Raw genomic sequence first — 19,978 nt, 5'->3', positions numbered from 1 at the left:
CCTAAACAATGCTACATTGTATAATCTCCTGGTAAAAAGTACTTTGTAAAAGTAAAAACTTATTTTCATAATAAAAAATACAATGATGAAAAAAATCAGTACGATAACTTTTTATAAGTTTAGTAACCAATATACGGCTCAATGGGAAGCTATAATAAAAAAAGGTCCATGCCCGAAAAAGACATGAACCTTCCTTATTGTATAAGAGAGTTTATAACTTATATTTATACAATTGCGCCATCACCTTCTGATACTCGTTCTGCAACTGCATATAATTCTGCATGCTCTGATAGAAAGTCGTTACATCGACGAAATATTCAATCATACTGATTTGGCCGGTCTGGATAGCCTTATTCAGCAATGCCAGGCTATTCTGACTTTTCAGAACCGTATTGTATTCATCCATAGAAGTTTTCAGAGCGACCGACTGGTTATACAACTGGTGTAATTCACTTTCCACGGTCGTTGTCGTACTTTCCAGTTGAAGGTCGGTATAAAGAGCCTGCGCTTTAGCCTGCTTTACATTATTCCTGTTTGAGAACAAAGGAATGCTGATACCAACCAGGAAACCATTAAAACGCTCTCCGCCGGTAGCCGTATTCATACGATACCCCAACTCAAAACCGGGCAAACTCTTCGACTTATTGACGCTCAACTGGCGGCGGGCAGCCACCTGCTCGCTTTTCAACGTAAGCAACTGAGGATTGGAAGTCACAGCCTCCGCACGTAATTCCTCGAATGACAGGATATCACCGTCCGACATATAGGTCGTGTCCGTGAAGTCGATAGCAATACCACCATTCAATGTTGCCAGTTCCTGAAGTTTGGCAATACGGGCAGACTCGTTCATACGGGCTTCCGTTTTCGCATTCAGCAGCTCCAGGTCAATCTTATTTGTTTCCAGAATATTCGCATCGCCGGTTTCCAGACGCATGGCATACAGTTCCGCCAGTTGTTCCGCATTCTGCCTGCGTTGGTCAAGTAATGCCCGTTGCTGGTTCAGCAGGACCAGGTCAAGGCAAATCTCTTTCGCCTGCAAAAGTATTTGCTGACGGAACTCTGCACCCTGACGGTCGAAACTGGCGGCTTTCGATTTCGCCAGTTTATTCTTCTGTACATATACCGAAGGGAAGTCGAACGACTGGGAAGCAACCAACTCTCCCTGTATTCCCATCCCTTCCCGGTTGCCGTACTGATGTACATAGGAAACCGAAGGGTCTGGCAGGTTATTATCCAGCTTCGCTTCCAATTTCTTAGAAACGGTAAGCTGGTTGTTCGCCTGCAATTCTTTATTATTGGCTTCGATACTGCGCAGGACGGCATCAATAGAATTCTGCCCGTTCACTGAAAGCGCAGCGGAAGCCAACAAGGTAATTACTATGAATTGTTTCATTTTTCCTTATTCATTAAAAGATAAACAATAGGGATAATAAATCCGTTCAGGAAAGTAGATGTCAGCAACCCTCCCAGGATGACAGTCGCCATCGGACTCTGTATCTCATTACCCGGCAAATCTCCGTTCAATGCCAACGGTATCAATGCCAAAGCCGAACTTAAAGCAGTCATAAGAATCGGGTTCAGACGGTCCAGCGAACCGTGTATCACTGTGTCGTAAACAGAGAACCCTTCACTACGCAGCTGTGCATAATGACTAATCAGCAACATACCGTTTCGGGTAGCGATACCAAACAGCGAGATGAAACCGATAATAGCCGGTATACTGATTTCGCCGGAAGTCAGCCACAAAATAAACACGCCACCAATCAAAGCCAACGGCAGGTTCAGCAGGATAACACCACTCTCCTTCGCATTCTTAAACTCATTATAAAGCAACAGGAAGATTACCAGCAAAGACATCAAAGAAGTGAGCAATAGCGTGCGGCTGGCAGCCTGTTCACTTTCAAACTGTCCGCCATATTCGATATGATACCCTTCGGGCAACTTGATTGATGTTCCAATCTTATTCTGAATATCATTTACAACACTGCGCAAATCCCGTTCGGATACGTTTGCACTGATTACTAACTTACGCTGAACGTTTTCACGGTTAATCGTATTCGGACCGGTTACTGAACGAACCTCGGCAATATAACTCAGCGGGATTTTCTTCCCTCCGGCATCTATCATCAGATTACGGATATCTTCCATCGTTGCACGGCTCTCGTCGGAAGTCTTTACTGTCAGGTCGAATGTTTTACCGTCATCATACACCTGGCTGACAACTTCGCCACCCAGCATGACATTAATATATTCTTCAAACTCAGGAAGAGATACGCCATATTTAGCCATCAGTTCACGTTTCGGTGTGATGGTCAGCTGCGGACGTTCAATCTGCTGTTCTACTTTCAGGTCAACCAGCCCCGGAATACTCTGGATAGAGTTTTTGATATCGTTACCAATCGTAAAGAGACGGTTCAAATCGGTACCGAACAGTTTAATGGCGATATTGGCTTCCGTTCCCGAAAGCATCGCATCGATACGGTGAGAGATAGGCTGGCCGATTTCGATATTCGCACCACTGATAGTCGACAGCTTCTTACGGACATCATTCATCACAGTTTCCCGGCTACGGTCTTTCAATACGAACGGGGCCTCTATCTCCGAAACGTTCACACCCAATGCATGTTCATCCAGTTCGGCACGTCCGGTCTTACGGGCCACCGTCTGGATTTCGGGCACCTGCATCAGTAACTCTTCCGCCCGATGTCCCATCCTGTCTGATTCATCCAACGAAATACCCGGCAGCGAACTTACATTAATAGTAAAAGAACCTTCGTTGAAAGGAGGAAGGAAACTGCGTCCCAGCGTAAAGAAAATACCCAACGCCACAAGGAACAGACCTACCGTAGAACCCAGTACAATCTTCTTATGCGCCAAGGCAACTTTCAATGCGGAAGCATATACCTCCTTCAATTTACGGGCTACCCATGCCTCTTTTTCTATCTTCTTATCGGTCGACTTATTGCCCAGCAGATAACTACACAATACCGGCGTCAAAGTAAGTGCAACAACGGTAGATGCAAACAAGGCAACGATAAACGCAATACCCAGCGGCACCAACATGCGTCCTTCCATGCCATGAAGGAAAAACAGGGGTACGAAACTTACCACAATAATCAACGTGGAATTCAAGATAGGCATACGCACTTCACGGGAAGCGTCATAAACCACCTCCAATACCGAGCGTCGCTCTTCCGGAGGAAGTATCCGGTTCTCCCGTATTCGTTTATACACATTCTCCACATCGACAATCGCATCATCCACCAGCGAACCGATAGCAATCGCCATACCACCCAGAGACATTGTATTAATGGTCATTCCCATATAATGCAAAACCAGGATAGAAACGAGCAATGACAAAGGCAACGCCACCAGCGAAATCACCGTCGTACGGATATTCATCAGGAAGAGGAACAAAACGATGACAACGAAGAAACTTCCTTCAAACAAACTGTTCTTTACATTATTAATAGAACTGTCGATGAAACGGCTCTGACGGAAAATATCGGTAGAGACATTCACGTCCGTCGGAAGATTCTTTTGCAGGTCGGCTACGATACCGTCCAGCTTGTTTGTCAGGTCGATTGTACTGGTATTCGGTTGCTTGGTCACCGTTATCAGAACAGCATGCTTGCCGCGTTCAGAAGCTGTACCCAGTTTAGGACTTTTGCTTCCTATCTTCACCGTCGCCACATTTTCCAGCATGACCGGAAAACCGTCTACTGTCTTGATAACCCCTTTTGCCAGTTCCTCCACTTTCGGAGTGGAAAGAACGCCACGGATGATATATTCATTGTCATATTCATACAAGACACCGCCATTTGCATTGCGGTTCATATTACGGCAGACCGTCAGGACTTCATCCAACCCTACTCCATAATGTTTCATACGGGCGGGGTCAAGCAATATCTGATATTCTTTGATATCGCCACCAATCACAGCGACCTGTGCCACACCGCCTGTCGACAACAAACGCGGACGGATTGTCCAGTCGGCAATCGTACGCAAATCGAGTAAAGAAGTAGAATCGGCAGTCAGACCGATAATCATCATTTCTCCCAGGATAGAAGATTGCGGTCCCAGCGTCGGCTTGCCAACGTTCTCGGGAAGGCTTTCACTAACGACTGCCAGCTTTTCCGAAACAATCTGGCGGGCACGGTAGATATCCGTACCCCAATCAAATTCAACCCATACAACAGAGAAACCAGTGGTAGAGGAAGAACGTACACGGCGCACATCCATAGCTCCGTTCACAGCCGTTTCGACCGGGAAAGTAACCAGGCGTTCCACTTCTTCAGGAGCCATGCCATTTGCTTCCGTCATGATAACCACAGTCGGAGCATTCAGGTCGGGAAACACATCTACATCCGTATGAAAAGCTGTATAGGTTCCCGCTATCATCAGCAGCAATGCACAGATCAGGACAACCAATCTGTTATGCAGCGAGTAATATATTATTTTATTCAACATAAGAATAATTATTTAATTAGCCGATATGCCAATGTGCCAATCAAGATAGTACCATGAGATTTCCATTGGCACATTGGCATATTTGCATATTTGCTCATTATTAATGATTATGAGTATGAGCCGGAATAGCATTGGAGGCAGAAGCCAGTTTGACCTGGTAAGCGCCTTGTGTAACAACCGTATCTCCCGGTTTTAGGCCAGACAGAATCTGGACTTCAGCACCATTGTTGGCACCCAATTTCACTTCCTGCTTTTTGTATCCTTCCTCATCCAGACGGATAAATACGGAATAAACGCCTTGCTCTTCTATCAACGCGGAAACCGGAACACTCAACACATCCTGCATCGGAGAGGTAAGCAAATAGATTTCAACAAACGAACCGGGAATTACAGCCCCTTTATTATCAAATTCAAAAGTCACAGGAATATAAAAAGAATTGGCATCCGAAGCCTTTCCGTAAGAAAGCAAACGTCCGTGAAGTTCGGAAAGCTCATACACCTGGTTGTCATAAGGAGTTCGGAAATTAGCAGACTGTACAGCCGGTAGATATTGATAATACTTTTCCGACACTTCGGCACGAAGCACCAGGCGGCTATTCTGAGAAATCGTAGCCAACGGTTGTCCCACAGCGACATAATCGCCTTCTTTCACCTGAAGGTTCTTCAAGTATCCGTTCATCGGAGAAACAACCGAGACACCGTTCTCTGTTTGTTTACCGGCAATGGCATCGTAAGCGGCCTTTGCATTTTCATAGTTCAGACGTGCCTGTTCAAAGTCCTTGGCAGAAACGATCTTATCTCCCACCAGCTGTTGCATACGTTCATATTCCTTCTTGGCATTTTCGTATGCATATTTGGCACGGGCTGCCACATTCCCCTCAGACAAATTACTGGAAGCCAGGCTCAGGATAGCCTGCCCTTTTCGGACCGGAGTACCGTCCACAAAAGATAAACTGCCGAATGTAACGATACCGGGGACAGTAGCTACCACAGTCGTTTCATCACCTTGTGCAGCCATCACGCTTCCGCTGGTCTTTATCACATCGGTAAAAGGAGCCGGTTCCATCACTTTCGTCTGTAAACCGACTGCTTTCGCTAATTCTTCTTTGAAAATGATTTCATTGGAATGTACGCCGGCAGCAGCTTCATTCCCATGTTCGTGTCCTTCATGCTCGTCTCCTTCGTGTTCATGGTCATGTCCTTCATGCTCATGATCGTGACCCTCTTCATGTTCATGTGCTTCATGATCATGATTATGCTCTTCAGATTTAGTAGCTCCGCCACCACAACCTGCAAATATGTAGGCACATAAAACCCACAATAAATATATCTTTTTCATTGTATTATAATGTGTTATTAATGCATAATAAATAGCTCGGCGTTTAGATAAAAACACCGAAAAGCGAATAAGGTTCGCCACCATCAGTAACAATTATAACACAGGAGGGGCTCGCAGTCCACTTGCACACGTTATCCAGCTATCGTGCAGAGACTTAATATAAAAGGCTCGACTACGTTCAAAAGGTTGTCCGCAAAAAGCCGGTTCGGGAGGGTTAATATAATCAAATAAAACTTGCAAAGGGAAAAGCAGGTGACTAGCATCCACATCCGTCGCATGTGACAGCAGAGAGGTGAAAAGAGCAACATTATGCCCGTTACAACCGCAATCGTGAGAAGAAGCACTTTTGTGACTGTGTTCAGTCAGCGGTTTAAAACAAGGCAGACCGTTACTGTGATGATGATGCGGTATGATGACCGAAAGCAGCATGATGATGCCGGCTATCAACATTACGTAACGGATTATATTTTTCTTTGCTCTCATATTTATTCTGCAAAAATAGAAAGTTTATTTTGCAACACAATGGCAAATATCAGATATATAGCAAAAAAATTCCGGCCGAGAGTCACCTCCCAGCCGGACAGTTGTTCATGGTATTAGCATTAGTGGTCTACTCATTCTGATTATACAAGCAAATGTTTGGTTAGGTCAATAATTTATAAACAAAAAATCTAAGACTAAAATAAAATAAAGTTCATCCATTCTAATGCTATTTCAATTAACATCACTTAGTATTAATAGTAAACTGCAATAACTATCCGTTCAAACCATCATTGCCGTCTCTCTTTTGAGATATGCGAATTTACTAAGCAAATACGGGAGTTTTATTTCGCATATAAGGTATTTTCAGTCACACCTATTTCTCATTCGCCTATTTTCTCCCTCCGTATTTTCGAAAATACGCAACCCGTGAGTGTGCTTATTACATTTGTTGCGTTTTTCGAAACAATACGCTTTGTTTATTGTTTAATAATTGAACATATATATTATTTAAAAGGGAGAATTGGAAATGAATACAGATGTATTAAATACAAATCTGATCGAGGTAATGAAAGAGAAGATACCGGATGGGGTTAATTTAGCGAATACCCTGATGGATATTCTCTACATAGGAAAAGAGGCCGTATACAGAAGATTACGCGGCGAGGTTCCCTTCACCCTCAATGAGGCTTCCATCATTTCAAAGAAACTGGGAGTTTCACTTGACCAGATCGTGGGTATAAGCTATACTAATAACGCAATGTTCGACCTGAATCTTTTACATTATTCAGATCCTATCAAAACGTATTACAAAATCCTTGACCACTATCTTGAATTGTTTGAGTCTCTGCGAGACGATCCGACTTCGGAGTTAAGCACAGCCTCAAATATGATACCACAGACTTATTATCTGAAATACGATAGCTTGTCTAAGTTTCGGTTATTTAAATGGATGTACCAGAATGAAAAAGTAAATTGTGTAAAATATTTTTCAGAATTAAATTTATCCGAAGAACTCAAACATGCCCAAAAGGCATTCGTAGAAGCCAGTACATATATACAGACAACAAACTATATATGGGACAGCATGATGTTTAACTACCTGGTGAACGATATTAAATATTTCGCCAGCATTCATTTAATCACGGAAGAGGAAGTAACCAAACTACAGGAAGAACTCCTCCGGCTATTGGACGACCTGGAGACAATCGCTTCCAGAGGTAAATTTGACTCGGGTAAGGATATACATATATATCCAACATAAACTTCGAAGCCACATACAGTTTTGTGGAAACATCCAGTATGCAATTAAGCCTGATCCGGATCTTTTCAATCAACTCGATCACATCGAGAGACAAAGAGATGTGTAAGAACCTGAAAGAATGGATTCAATCCTTACGTAAGTTTTCTACGATGATCTCCGAAAGCGGAGAAATGCAGCGTATACAGTTTTTCAAAAAACAACGGGAACTTGTAGAGAAGATGTAATAGGAAGCATGAGTTTTTATGTTACTATATGAAGAAAGGACGGAAATCTGTAAAAAGATGACCGTCCTTTCTTTTCATGTATATCAGATAATCTTATTTATCCAGTTTTGTACAGATCAGTTCTGCCGCTTTCTTACCGCTCATCAGCATACCACCGAAAATCGGTCCCATACGGAAGCTACCGCTTACACCGTTGGCTGCCATACCTGAAACAAACAGTCCCGGATAGATTTCTTTTGTATTTTCTACTGTAGTCTGTTCACCCAACTCAACGTTTAATGAACGTTCGCCGATTACACCGCCGGTCGGAGTATTCAGTCTGATATCGTTTTTGCGGGCAACAGTACGTGCCACTTCGCAGTCGTGTCCTGTTCCTTCCAATACGGCTTTTGCCATAATAGTCAGCGGATCTACATGCATACCTTCGCGGATTACCGGGGCCCAGTTAACTACCACACCGGCTACTGCATCGTTGTGGAATACCACATCTTCCACAGAATAGCAGTTAAAAATAGTAGCACCGGCTTTCGTTGCCTGATAGATCAATGCAGAAGTAGTATGAACCGAATCCATAATATAAGTACCATTGCCGGCATCATGATAAGAAACACCCAGTTCCTTCACGATCGGCATGGCTTCTTCCTGTACGACAATATCATTAAACATCATGGCACCGCCCCACATGCCTCCTCCCGGAGCCAGTTTACGGTCGAAAAGAGCCACTTTCTTTCCGGCTTTAGCCAGATAATAAGCTGCTACGATACCGGAAGGGCCACCACCAACAATAGCCACATCAATTGATAAGTTGCTTTTCAGTTTTGCAAAATAAGAGTCAATAATTCCTGTTGAAACGATCTGTTCCATTACAATAATAATTAGAGTTTAAACATCGGAGAGCACATAGAGGTTAAAGCTCTCCTTTATTTAGCAATTCTACCGATTCTCCCTTCACGGCATTACCCGGGCAGGTTCTATGGGTATAATCTCAGCCTGTGTATTAAGGCACCCCTATGATAAGTCGACGACAAAGATAGTAAATTATCCGAAATGTGGCGGACGCTTATTCATTTTCCGCTCAACAAATGCTTTCATGAACTCGACAGTCTCGTCTACACCCAATACGGATACGTCGATAGAGAAATTATAGGAAGAGGCTACACCCCATTCTTTATTCGTATAATAGTTATAGTAGGCTGCACGCGATTTATCGGTCTTCCCCATCAGTTCCTTTGCTTGTTCGACAGTGATATTCTGGCTTTCAAGGATACGCTGGATACGGTTTTCCATATTATTATGGATAAAAAAACTAAGACAATCCGGATCGTCACGCAGGATATAATCGGCACAACGTCCCACCAGCACGCACGACTGCTCCGATGCCAACTTACGGATTGCGTCACTCTGGAATTTAAACAGTCCGTCGTTGGAAAGAATGTCATTATAAGGAGTGAACATTCCCATATAGGAATATCCCATAGTAAAAGCATATGCCAGTCCGCTCGAAGCACGTTCGTCCGCCTTTTCGAAGAACTCTTCGCTCAATCCGCTTTCTTTGGCGGCCACCGCCATCAACTCCTTATCATAATAACCGATGCCCAATGCCTGAGCCAGTTTTTTCCCTATTTCACGACCACCACTGCCAAACTGCCGGCCGATGGTCAATATGATTTTGTTATCCATATACTAACCGATTTTATTATCTTGCGATAAATATACAATATTTTTTTTAGTTAGGTGATTCATGTTTAAACTTCTTGAATTGATTAACCAGTACGATTGCCGTAACAACTGTTGCGATCGTATCGGCAACCGGCATACTGATCCAGACTCCCAGCGTACCGAAGAAGCGAGGAAGGACAATCAAACAAGGAATCAGAAACAGCATTTGCCGGGTAAGTGACAGGAAGATAGCCTTCTTCGACATACCAATCGAAAGGAAGAAGTTCGTTGCCACCATCTGAAAGCCGACTATCGGGAAAACGGCAAATACGATATGAAGACCGAACACGGCCGCTTTCACCAGTTCGTCATCCGTTGTAAACATATTCACGATCAGGGTCGGGAATAACTGGCAGAGCAAGAAACCGGTCGTTGCCACTCCGATTGCCCACTTCATCGTCAACTTGGTTACTTCCGTTACACGGGGATATAAGCGGGCACCGAAATTATATCCGGCAATAGGTTGCATCCCCTGGTTGAAGCCCATAATAATCATTACAAACAGGAAAATAATGCGGTTTACGATACCATAAGCACCAATCGCCATGTCTCCCCCATGTTCTTTCAGACCGCGGTTGATCAGGATAACAATCAGACAGGAACAAAGATTCATCAAAAAAGGCGACATCCCGATATACAGAATACCCTTCACCACCTCTTTCCTCAGTTTATAAATCCCTTTCTTAAAATGGAGCAACTGTTTCGGACTTGAAAAATGAATCATCTGTCCCGTCAAGGAGATTACCTGCGAAATGACTGTCGCCCATGCAGAACCCTTGATTCCCCACTCAAAGCCGAAGATAAAAATCGGATTCAAGATACAGTTTATCACCACAGAAGCCAGGGTGGCATACATAGCCTGTTTGGGAAAGCCCGACGAGCGCAACACCGCATTCAATCCCAGATACATATGGGTTATCACATTCCCATATAAAATAATCTGCATGTAATCGCGAGCATACCCTATCGTATTTTCACTGGCCCCGAAGAAATAAAGAATAGGGTCGAGCAAGAGCAAAAAGACAATGGTAAAAGCCACCCCGAGCAGTACATTCAGGACAAGTACATTCCCCAATACCTGGTTGGCTCCTTCATAATCCTTCTGTCCCAGCTTTACCGAGACTAATGTAGAAGCACCGACACCAACCAGCGAACCGAAAGCTGCCGCCAGGTTCATCAACGGAAATGTCAGAGCCAGACCCGAAATAGCCAACGGTCCTACCCCATGTCCTATAAAAATACTATCAGCCATGTTATAAAGCGAAGAAGCGGTCATGGCTATAATTGCCGGAATAGCATACTGCGTAAGCAGTTTTCCGATACGCTCGGTACCCAGTACCAAAGGAGAGTTTTGTTTTGTCATAAAAATCAATTGATGCGCAAAGGTACGGATATTTACGATTAATTTTTACCTTTGTTTTCCTATAATAAATTAAATATGGCAGAGAATTTAATCATAACGGAGGGAGACAAAGAACAACAATACCAAACGTTGTTCCCCCAGATAGAAGCGTTGCTGGCCGGTGAAACAGATATGACAGCCAATATGGCGAATGTTGCCGCAGCATTGAAACAGACATTCGATTTCTTTTGGGTAGGTTTTTACGTGGTAAAAGAAGATATGTTGGTGCTCGCCCCTTTTCAGGGACCGATTGCCTGTACCCGCATCCGGCACGGCAAAGGTGTTTGCGGTACGGCATGGAAAGAAGCAAAGACCCTGATTGTTCCAGATGTAGAGCAGTTTCCCGGGCATATAGCCTGCAATGCAGCTTCCAGGTCAGAGATTGTGGTTCCGGTGATCCGCGAGGGGAAAGTCATAGCGGTTCTCGATATAGACAGCGATAAGCCGGATAGTTTCGATGAAGTCGATGCAAACTATCTGGAAAGGATATGCGGATTGCTTTGATATAAAAAATAAGAGGTGGTTAAAACCACCTCTTACAAACGAGTTTAAAAGATGATCTCTATTTTACCAAAACAAGGGTTAGCTTCGAGTGTCTTACAATAGTTTCCCCAAGCAATTTCCGGGTAATCCCAACGGTTATTGACATACAGGATCAGTTGTCCGTCGGCACGCTTATTGGAGCGGCAGGCAACGGAAGCATCCGGTGAAACAACCGACAGGCCGGTGAACGGATTACCGGCGTTCAACGTATAATAATAGATGTTCTCCTTCATACCCTTTGCCATTTGGGTAAGCGGACGATCGCAATTCGCTCCGGCATCGGCCCAGTAATAATAATTATGAGTGTCCATTTGCCATGGTTGTTTCGGACGTTCGCCGTACGCCGCCTGATTCGGGTTATAGAGAGAAGTTTCCCCCTCATTGCCGGCAAACTCTCCGGCCGGATAATAACTCCAATGTCCGCGACGTTTCCATTTGAGTTGCTCCATCGTTTCGGGAAGATAGAACGAAAGTCCCGTTTCACGCAGAAAACCATTAGGCTGCCCGTTTGTCAGGTAATTGATTTCCATACGGCCTTCCGGGGAAATCAACAGGCGGATATCGGTATCGACATCGTTATAACGGCCCTTCAATATGACCTGTACATTTTTACCCTGCTTCATATACGTAACACTCTGTTTTCTCCAATCCGCATCAGCCGTCAGGAACTTGGTGGCGCTTTTACGGACTTCAGCTCCGGTCAGATGATTCAGGTTGATATCCAGATTCAGGAAAGGGCCCTTTTCAATAAATACTCGTCCGTCGACCGTTGCGTTACAGATTAATCCCGTTTCTTTGCAGAAAGGTATTTCGAAGCCATCGCCTTTCACGACAATACGGTCAGTATTTTCTTCAACCAGAAGCGGACCATTACGGTGCGACTGTGGCAAGGTAATCGCCGGCTGTCCCAGCGTCACAAGTGAAGCATCTATTAAATCCCCACCGGCAGTAAAGAAACGGATAAGAAGTTCGCTTCCCTCTTCCCAGTTTTCAGCCGGGATAATCAGGACTCCTTTCTGATGCGGCGCGATGGATGCTGTCTGCGTCTCTTTCTCTATTCCTTTATATGTATACCGCACTTTTATTTCATTCAGGTCAGTATGGTCGAAGCGGTTGTAAACGGGAAGCAACAGGCGCTCACCCGTCGTATAGTCACCCACTTGTTCCGTCAGCAGGCGGACAGGCGAATAGGCTTTCTTGGTTGCCCAGAACTCCGGTTTCTCACGGCGCCAGACATCGACTATTCCCCATTCACCGTAACCGACACAGTTGCCCTGGAAATCTTCCGGCTTGGCTGTACGGGCAAATTCTTTCCAGAAAGAAGTACCCATCTTCGGTTCGGGCAGCATGAACGTCTCGTCGATATATCCCCAAATCGCACCGCCCAAACCTCCGGGAGCATCAAACAGGCCGCTCCACATCTTATCGATAGAGATTCCCCAGAACTCACGGATGTTCGGATCATCCTGCAAAGTCTTATAGGTATAGCAAGCCGGGTGCGCCCATTCATCGAACAAAGCCGGGATGCCATGCCCCTGGTAATTACGCGTCGCACGTCCCCATTGATTCAGGTTGCCATCCACATCCTGATAATGCATGCTGAGAATATCATATATCGGCTTCTTCTCGCCCACCGAACCGGGATAACTGAAAATGACCGGACGTGTCGTATCCGTTGCTTTCACCCAATCCCAGCAATCCTGGAAATTCTTTCCGTACACACTCTCGTTTCCAATCGACCAGAACAGGACGGACGGATGCGAACGGAATGCCTTCACCATCTCACGGCATTGTGACAAATAACGGGGAGCAAACTCCGCACTGTCCTGCGTCCTGCCGGGAGCATAGTTCTTCTGGCGGTATGTATCGACAAAGCAGACGGCCGTTTCGCTCTCCACATAGATACCGAAACGGTCGCAGAAATGAAGGAAACGTTCGGAGGGCGGATAATGCGAAGTACGCACGAAGTTCATATTCGATTGCTTGAAACGAAGAGCGTCCAGGCTATCCAGTTCGGCTGTCGTGGTACGCCCCAGCGTCGGATGGATATCGTGGCGGCAGGCTCCGCGCAGCTTAACGGGAAGGCCGTTCACCAGCATACGGTCCTTTACAATCTTCACGTCACGGAAACCAATTTGCTGACTGAAGCGGCTGATTTCCTTGCCTTCCTCACGAAGCGTAACCGTTAATGTATAGAGGTTCGGATGTTCGGCATCCCATTTCAACGGATTGCGGACGGGGAGTTCATTACTGTTTCCGTCTTCTTTCAATACAAAAATACTTTGTGACAAAGGGACCTGGCGACCTGCGGGGTCGGTCAGGCTGTAGACCACTTCGGCATTTCCCGCCGTCCTGCCGGTATAGGATACTTTCAGCACGGCATCCCGGTATAACGAATCGAGATGAGTCTCCGCCGCAAAATCGTAGAAACAGGTTTCAGGCAAGGCGAAAACCGTTACATCCCGAAGAATACCGCCAATCGGATGATGGGCATACCCCGAAGCATAGGAGATATCATCGATGCGATCGGTTATTTCAAGCTGTATCTCATTCTTTTTTCCCGGCCGTACAAATTCCGTCACATCCGTCTCCCAACGGGTAAAACCGCCATGATGTTCACGCACCTGTTTTCCGTTCACCGAAAGGATCGCGTGACTATATACCCCGTTGAAACGAAGAATGACCCGTTTCCCTTTATAATCGGCCGGAAGGGTAAATGATTTACGATAAAGATAAGGCGTATCATGTTCGATAGCATATCCCTGCATAGCCAGTTCTCCCGGAACCTGAACGGTATTCCATTTACCCTGCGGGGCGAAACGGAATTGCCAGTCACCATTTAACAGCAGGGAGGACGAACTCATTCCCTCTACTTCAGCAGGTATGATATAGGATGCTTCTATCGGCAAAGCCTGCAAACCGGCTGCCATACTCCCATGCCCGATAAAGCAACAGGAAGCCATAAGTAATAAGATCTTTTTCATACTTATATGTTATTACAATTATTTCTATATTCACCACCAAAGGCAATAAAACGTCACCAATATAGCAATGACAATCAATGACAGGATATTGAACAGCCGGCTGGTACGGAACAAACCGGGACGATGGGTGGTATATTCCTCATTCATATGTTTACTGCTGCCCAACAGGATGATCAAACCGCAACAAAGCAGAAAGACAATCCCCATACGGTCCAGCCAGGGTAATTCGGGACAAAGGAATTTCATCAGCGTAGAAAACACAAACGAACCGAGAGCCGCAGCCAACGCTCCGTTTGCCGTCGCCCGCTTATAGAAGAACCCCGCCAGGAAAATAGCCAATGCCCCCGGACTGATAAAGCCGGTGAACTCCTGGATATATTGAAACGCCTGGTCCAGCCCCGACAACATCGGAGCAATCGATACCGCAATCAGCAACGACCCGAAGCTGGCCCATCTCCCGGTCAGCACCAACTCCTGCTGTCCGGCATCCTTCCTGAAATAAGAGCGGTAAATATCCATCGTGAAAATAGTTGAAATACTATTCATCATCGAGGCCAGCGAACTGACAATGGCCGCTGTCAGCGCTGCAAAAGCGATCCCTTTCACTCCTACCGGCAGCAGATTGCTGAGCAACCACGGATAAGCCTCGTCCGACTTTTCCAACGGGGCATTCAGGGCAAAGGCCGCAATCCCCGGAATCACCACCAACAAAGGAACCAGCAGTTTGATAAACCCGGCAAACAACATACCGTTCTGCGCCTCTCCTACCGATTTGGCCGCCAAAGCACGCTGGATGATATACTGGTTGCATCCCCAGTAATAGAGGTTGGCAACCCACAGTCCGCCGACAATAACAGAGATACCCGGCAAATCCTTATAACTCGGATGCGACTTGTCGAGAATCAGATGAAATTTATCTTCCGCCTGTGTATAAAGGTTCGTGACTCCCTGCCATACACCTTCTCCGCCGCCCAGCATATTCAATGCGATATAAGTGGTTATCAATCCTCCGCCTATAAGGAATACCACCTGGATAACATCGGTCAGCGCCACCGCCTTCAGTCCGCCATAAATGGAATAGATTCCGGCAAAAGCCGCCAGTCCGACAATGCCCCAAATCATAGGGACCCCCATCACCTTTTCGATCGTCAGTGCACCGAGGTAAAGGATGGAAGTCAGGTTGATAAAGATAAAAACAGCCAGCCAGAAAACAGCCATGACAGTCTTGACCCGTTTATCGAAGCGTTCCTCCAGAAACTGGGGCATGGTAAATATCTTCTTTTCGAGGAATATCGGAATAAAGTACTTGGCGACGATAATCAATCCCAGCGCCGCAATCCATTCGTAAGTAGCCATTGCCAACCCGATTGCATAACCGGAACCGGACATACCGACAAATTGCTCCGCCGAAATATTAGAAGCAATAATCGAAGCACCGATTGCCCACCAGGCCAGTCCGCGCCCCGCCAGGAAATAATCGCCGGCATCCCGTTCTTCCCCTTTTTTCTTCCGGGAGACAAACAGGCCGACGAACAGGATCAGGGCACAGTAGGCGATAAAAATGACCAGGTCTATAGTATTCATGGTATCAATATTTAATGTTCTATATCTTTTTCTGAAAATATGGTCAAAATCCTCTGCGAAATTGCCTCGCTAATTAGAAAGGCATTATAGATTACCTACTAAATAGCCTAGTTAATCAGAAAGGCACTATAATCATACTACAAAAATGCCTTGCTAATTAGCTAGGAATTATAGAAGATATACAAAGTTGCCTTTCTGATTAGCAAGGCAATTTCGCAGAAGATTATTATATGCTTCATTTCAATATCAGTCAAAATTCATCCTGCATCAAGGCCGAACGTCCTCCATCCATCAGAATCGTCGTTCCACTGATAAACCGGGCTTTGGGAGATGCCAGATAGACACAAAGTGCGCCCACTTCGTCCACCGTGCCGATCCGTTTAACCGGATGCAGGTTGATCGTTCTCCGGCGTTCCTGCTCCGCATCCGGAAAGGAGTCAAACCAGGTATCGTTGCCCGCCGTATCAATAAAACCGGGTGCTACACCGACCGTACGGATGGCTGGTCCCCATTCAATTGCCAGGTTACGCACCAGTCCTGTTATCGCCGTTTTGGTAACGCTATACGGAAAACATCCGGGTATCGTACCGAACGCATGGTTGGAAGTCATCAACAGGATGACACCTTCCCCACTCTTTTCGAGATAAGGCTTACACAACTTTGACAACCGCCAATGGGAAGCCAGATTCAAATCCAGGTTATACTGCCAACGTTCTTCGGTACATCCTTCGGCTCCCTCAAACACATTCACTCCGGCACTGGAGACCAGGATATCTATCCGCCCGAACGTGCCGACCGTTTCCCGAACCAGCGCTTCCAGGTCTTCCGGACAGGTCACATCTGCCTGCCTGTATAAGGCCCGTACCCCCTCTGCCTCTACGGCTTTCCGGAAGGCAACCGCACATGGATCACCGGGCTCTTTCCGGGAACACCCGGCAACATGGGCGCCGGCCTTTGCAAACTCGATAGCCGTACCCAATCCTATGCCGGATGATACACCGGTTACAAGCACCACTTTATCTGTATAGTCTATTATAAAACTCATACGCTTAAATATAGAAGTTATCGGGAGCGTTCGTAATAATACCCGGATGTTTCTCCATCTCCTCTTCCACCAGATCGACGCCTAAACCGGGACGATTGGACAAATGCAGATGACCGTCGTAAACCATTTCGGCAATCGGATGGTCGATCACCGTATCTCTCCAGGGAACATCGTTGAACATAAACTCCTGACGGAAGAAATTCGGTATCGCGGCACACACATGCGAAGAAGCCAGTGTCGACAACGGCCCGTTCGGATTGTGAGGTGCAATCAGCACATTATAGGCTTCCGCCATCGTAGCCATCCGTTTCATTTCCGAAGGGCCTCCGCAACGGGTAATATCCGGCATAATCACGTCACAGACATGTTTTTCCAGCAAAGAACGAATACCGAAACGGGTATAATGGCGTTCTCCCACACAGATGGCCACATCCGAAGGGATACGTTCACGCATAGCCCGCAAAGTCTGGGAACTTTCGGGGCCGGCAGGTTCCTCATACCAGGTGATATCCAGCTTTGCCAACCGTTCGGCCATCTTCACTGCCACACGGTAGTTCAGCATGGCATGCGTCTCGATCATAATATCGAACTCCGGTCCAACCGCGTCGCGGACAGCTTTCGATACATCGAAAGCCAGGTCCTGTTGCTCGGCTGTCAAAGTCAGATTCGAGGCCAGGTCTTCGCCATAAAAATAATTGGTATGTGCAAACGGGTCGAATTTCAATCCGGTGAATCCTGCCTCTTTTACTTTCAGGGCCTGCTCCGTATAATCTTTTGCATTATGGCCACCGCCGGTAAACCAATAGTTTGCATACAACAGAATATCTTTACGATAAGCACCTCCCAGCAATTCATAACAGGGAACACCCAACACTTTCGCCTTCAGGTCCAGTAAAGCCATGTCGATACCGCTGATAGCGCACAGGCTGGCTCCATACGGGCCGATCCAGTTCAGGTCACGATAAAGTTTTGTCCAGATAAAATCCGTTTTCATCGGATCGAGGCCGATGATACGCTGCCCCACATGTTTGGCAGCTTCGAAAACGATCGGGCTCCCGGGCCAGTTGGTCGCTTCGCCGACACCGGTGTAGCCTTCGTCTGTATATATTTTAAGTAGCGTCCAGTTGTATTTGATACCTTGTACCAACCATACTTTAACATCTGTGATTTTCATTGTCTATTCCGATTTAATTACATTATACCAAACTGATCGAAAGCATCACGTGCTTTCATTCCTTCCTGAATTTTCTTTAATACCATACGCTCGCCGCGGGCTTTTTCAAGGGCGCGGGTAAAGACTTCTTCTTCAATACTGCGGGGTACGACACATACACCGTCGATATCTCCTACCAGCACATCGCCATCATTAATCCGCACGCCATCCATTTCGATAGGTACCCGATAATCAATTACTTTTCCTCTCGGCGCCTGGTCCTGTGCATAAGGTCCGTAAGAAAAACAAGGAAAGTCGAGCGCCAAAATACCTTTTGTATCACGGGAATACCCATTGACCACTGCGCCGGCCGCTTTACACTGGATAGCACGGGCACTCATCAACTCTCCCCATAAAGCATAACAGGGAGACGAACCGGAGCAAACATACACTTCATCTTCCTTCAGGTCATCCAACGCTTCGAGCATCAACCCGAAAGAGCGTTTCAGCAACGGATTTTCTCCGCACTCTTTACCATGTTCCAGCACATCAGCCTCCAGCACGGTCATAGCACGCCCTACCACCAGCATATCATCACGAAGCGGACGAATCTGCGGAGGAAGGAACTGACGGGTATATCCCATCTTATCCATTATGTCACCGATTACTGCGGTATAAAGCTCCTCCTTTATCAAAGAGAACAGAGCTTTATCATCATTCCATTCTTTCATATCCATATAGTTTATCAGTATAAATTATTCAATGATTACTGATCACAAAGTTAGCCGGAGTATACAAAAAGTCAGCCCGAAATTCATATCTCAACGTATGCAGGAAGGACCTTTTACGAAGAAAATGTGTACAAAACGGAAACTACTTGGTAACTTCCCGCGGCGTGATCCCCATCTGCTGTTTAAAGACCCTTGAAAAGTATTGCGGTGATTTGAACCCACAGATAAAACAGATTTCTTTAATCGACATCTCCGTATTGCGCAACAATTCAATCGCTTTGTTAATACGGATCTGATTCAGATAATCCAACGGAGAAAGATTCAGGTGTTGCGCAAACAGTTTGCGGAGGTACCGTTCGCCTACTCCGGTCTGCCCGGCCACATCACTGATGGATATATCGGTCTGATAATTCATACGAATATAGGAAATTGCCTTTTTCAGCGACTCATTTGTACAAATCGGCAGATAGGATTCATCCATGTAGCGATAGATAAGAATCAGCAGTTCCGCATAGTACATCACCACCAGGTATTGATAGTATTTATTTTTCAGGTTCATCTCGTTTACAATGCGCTGGACAGCCCGTATAATACGGACATTATTCACGATCTTAATCAGGCGGTTCTCTTCCGAAAAGATCGTTACGGGAGTCAGCTCGCCTGTCTCATCCTGTGCATGCGGATTGAAACGGGAAAATATTTCCGGTAGAAATTCCAGCTGCATCAGTGTCGTTCCTTCCGAGCCTGCTTCAAAGGTATGTTCCACATTCGAACAGATAATCATCATCTCGTTCTCATTGAAACTGATACTTTCGTTTTCCAGATGAAGGATGCAGTTGCCTTTCTTTACATAGTTGATCTCGATGCGCAGATGCTGGTGAGGGCCGAATGTTTCAAACGGCTGGAAAGAGACGAAACGAAAGACATCTGCCAGACGTTTATATTTTAGATTCTCCGTTATCCCCTCTAAAAGTCCCCAAAGAGACTGTTCTGTTGTCTTGTTATCCATGATATTCCTTTCCCTTGTTCTGAAGCAAAGA

14 protein-coding genes and 1 pseudogene are annotated in these 19,978 nt (G+C 45.8%); 2 read left to right on the top strand and 13 right to left on the bottom strand.

What is annotated here, in order from left to right:
- Nucleotides 1-211: 211 nt before the first annotated feature.
- The 4 genes from K6V26_RS06960 to K6V26_RS06945 form a co-directional block, all read right to left on the bottom strand.
- The gene (locus tag K6V26_RS06960) at nucleotides 212-1,393 is read right to left on the bottom strand and encodes a TolC family protein (protein WP_224264936.1); all 1,182 of its coding nucleotides are present in this window, start codon (nucleotides 1,391-1,393) and stop codon (nucleotides 212-214) included.
- Entirely contained in the window at nucleotides 1,390-4,470 is a 3,081-nt protein-coding gene (locus K6V26_RS06955) for an efflux RND transporter permease subunit (RefSeq protein ID WP_224264935.1), read from the bottom strand. Before K6V26_RS06955 ends, K6V26_RS06960 begins: the two co-directional genes overlap by 4 nt.
- 100 nt (nucleotides 4,471-4,570) lie before the next feature.
- Nucleotides 4,571-5,809, bottom strand: coding sequence for an efflux RND transporter periplasmic adaptor subunit (locus K6V26_RS06950; protein ID WP_224264934.1), 1,239 nt, complete (start codon nucleotides 5,807-5,809; stop codon nucleotides 4,571-4,573).
- A gap of 93 nt (nucleotides 5,810-5,902) precedes the next feature.
- Nucleotides 5,903-6,292: a DUF6769 family protein gene (locus K6V26_RS06945; RefSeq protein WP_224264933.1), complete on the bottom strand. Its 390-nt coding sequence runs from the start codon at nucleotides 6,290-6,292 to the stop codon at nucleotides 5,903-5,905.
- Nucleotides 6,293-6,818: 526 nt separating this feature from the next.
- Here K6V26_RS06945 and K6V26_RS06940 point away from each other — a divergent pair.
- A pseudogene (locus K6V26_RS06940) lies at nucleotides 6,819-7,777 on the top strand (hypothetical protein).
- Nucleotides 7,778-7,870: 93 nt separating this feature from the next.
- Here K6V26_RS06940 and K6V26_RS06935 read toward each other — a convergent pair.
- The 3 genes from K6V26_RS06935 to K6V26_RS06925 all read right to left on the bottom strand — a co-directional run bounded on the left by K6V26_RS06935 (nucleotide 7,871) and on the right by K6V26_RS06925 (nucleotide 10,859).
- Nucleotides 7,871-8,641, bottom strand: a complete 771-nt coding sequence (locus K6V26_RS06935; protein ID WP_224264932.1) for a sulfide-dependent adenosine diphosphate thiazole synthase — start codon at nucleotides 8,639-8,641, stop codon at nucleotides 7,871-7,873.
- A gap of 174 nt (nucleotides 8,642-8,815) precedes the next feature.
- Complete coding sequence (locus tag K6V26_RS06930; RefSeq protein ID WP_007653382.1) at nucleotides 8,816-9,457, bottom strand: cytidylate kinase-like family protein; 642 nt, start codon at nucleotides 9,455-9,457, stop codon at nucleotides 8,816-8,818.
- Nucleotides 9,458-9,503: 46 nt separating this feature from the next.
- Nucleotides 9,504-10,859, bottom strand: a complete 1,356-nt coding sequence (locus K6V26_RS06925; protein ID WP_129698857.1) for an MATE family efflux transporter — start codon at nucleotides 10,857-10,859, stop codon at nucleotides 9,504-9,506.
- A gap of 75 nt (nucleotides 10,860-10,934) precedes the next feature.
- Between K6V26_RS06925 and K6V26_RS06920 the strand changes: the two genes are divergently transcribed.
- On the top strand, nucleotides 10,935-11,402 hold the full coding sequence (locus K6V26_RS06920) for a GAF domain-containing protein (protein ID WP_010803514.1): 468 nt from the start codon (nucleotides 10,935-10,937) through the stop codon (nucleotides 11,400-11,402).
- A 44-nt stretch (nucleotides 11,403-11,446) separates the two neighbouring features.
- Here K6V26_RS06920 and K6V26_RS06915 read toward each other — a convergent pair whose 3' ends face one another.
- From K6V26_RS06915 to K6V26_RS06890, 6 genes are all read right to left on the bottom strand, one after another.
- On the bottom strand, nucleotides 11,447-14,425 hold the full coding sequence (locus tag K6V26_RS06915) for a glycoside hydrolase family 2 protein (RefSeq protein WP_224264931.1): 2,979 nt from the start codon (nucleotides 14,423-14,425) through the stop codon (nucleotides 11,447-11,449).
- A gap of 30 nt (nucleotides 14,426-14,455) precedes the next feature.
- The gene (locus K6V26_RS06910; protein WP_224264930.1) at nucleotides 14,456-16,009 is read right to left on the bottom strand and encodes a sodium/sugar symporter; all 1,554 of its coding nucleotides are present in this window, start codon (nucleotides 16,007-16,009) and stop codon (nucleotides 14,456-14,458) included.
- Between the two features lie 250 nt (nucleotides 16,010-16,259).
- The gene (locus K6V26_RS06905) at nucleotides 16,260-17,054 is read right to left on the bottom strand and encodes an SDR family NAD(P)-dependent oxidoreductase (protein ID WP_224264929.1); all 795 of its coding nucleotides are present in this window, start codon (nucleotides 17,052-17,054) and stop codon (nucleotides 16,260-16,262) included.
- A 4-nt stretch (nucleotides 17,055-17,058) separates the two neighbouring features.
- Complete coding sequence (locus K6V26_RS06900) at nucleotides 17,059-18,228, bottom strand: mandelate racemase/muconate lactonizing enzyme family protein (protein ID WP_048317495.1); 1,170 nt, start codon at nucleotides 18,226-18,228, stop codon at nucleotides 17,059-17,061.
- Nucleotides 18,229-18,245: 17 nt separating this feature from the next.
- Nucleotides 18,246-18,938 (bottom strand): RraA family protein, encoded by a 693-nt coding sequence (locus tag K6V26_RS06895; protein ID WP_048317509.1) that lies wholly within the window; start codon nucleotides 18,936-18,938, stop codon nucleotides 18,246-18,248.
- 142 nt (nucleotides 18,939-19,080) lie between these two features.
- Nucleotides 19,081-19,947, bottom strand: coding sequence for an AraC family transcriptional regulator (locus tag K6V26_RS06890; RefSeq protein ID WP_224264928.1), 867 nt, complete (start codon nucleotides 19,945-19,947; stop codon nucleotides 19,081-19,083).
- Nucleotides 19,948-19,978: the final 31 nt, after the last annotated feature.

The organism is Parabacteroides goldsteinii, from assembly GCF_020091425.1.
In the GTDB taxonomy this organism is placed as follows: domain Bacteria; phylum Bacteroidota; class Bacteroidia; order Bacteroidales; family Tannerellaceae; genus Parabacteroides; species Parabacteroides goldsteinii.
This window is presented reverse-complemented; position numbering and strand designations above follow the sequence as displayed.

Coding starts and splice junctions, on each gene's coding strand:
- K6V26_RS06890 (WP_224264928.1), bottom strand. CDS start 19,947: ATGGATAACAAGACAACAGAACAGTCTCTTTGGGGACTTTTAGAGGGG.
- K6V26_RS06960 (WP_224264936.1), bottom strand. CDS start 1,393: ATGAAACAATTCATAGTAATTACCTTGTTGGCTTCCGCTGCGCTTTCA.
- K6V26_RS06915 (WP_224264931.1), bottom strand. CDS start 14,425: ATGAAAAAGATCTTATTACTTATGGCTTCCTGTTGCTTTATCGGGCAT.
- K6V26_RS06920 (WP_010803514.1), top strand. CDS start 10,935: ATGGCAGAGAATTTAATCATAACGGAGGGAGACAAAGAACAACAATAC.
- K6V26_RS06930 (WP_007653382.1), bottom strand. CDS start 9,457: ATGGATAACAAAATCATATTGACCATCGGCCGGCAGTTTGGCAGTGGT.
- K6V26_RS06905 (WP_224264929.1), bottom strand. CDS start 17,054: ATGAGTTTTATAATAGACTATACAGATAAAGTGGTGCTTGTAACCGGT.
- K6V26_RS06935 (WP_224264932.1), bottom strand. CDS start 8,641: ATGGAACAGATCGTTTCAACAGGAATTATTGACTCTTATTTTGCAAAA.
- K6V26_RS06955 (WP_224264935.1), bottom strand. CDS start 4,470: ATGTTGAATAAAATAATATATTACTCGCTGCATAACAGATTGGTTGTC.
- K6V26_RS06945 (WP_224264933.1), bottom strand. CDS start 6,292: ATGAGAGCAAAGAAAAATATAATCCGTTACGTAATGTTGATAGCCGGC.
- K6V26_RS06925 (WP_129698857.1), bottom strand. CDS start 10,859: ATGACAAAACAAAACTCTCCTTTGGTACTGGGTACCGAGCGTATCGGA.
- K6V26_RS06950 (WP_224264934.1), bottom strand. CDS start 5,809: ATGAAAAAGATATATTTATTGTGGGTTTTATGTGCCTACATATTTGCA.
- K6V26_RS06900 (WP_048317495.1), bottom strand. CDS start 18,228: ATGAAAATCACAGATGTTAAAGTATGGTTGGTACAAGGTATCAAATAC.
- K6V26_RS06910 (WP_224264930.1), bottom strand. CDS start 16,009: ATGAATACTATAGACCTGGTCATTTTTATCGCCTACTGTGCCCTGATC.
- K6V26_RS06895 (WP_048317509.1), bottom strand. CDS start 18,938: ATGAAAGAATGGAATGATGATAAAGCTCTGTTCTCTTTGATAAAGGAG.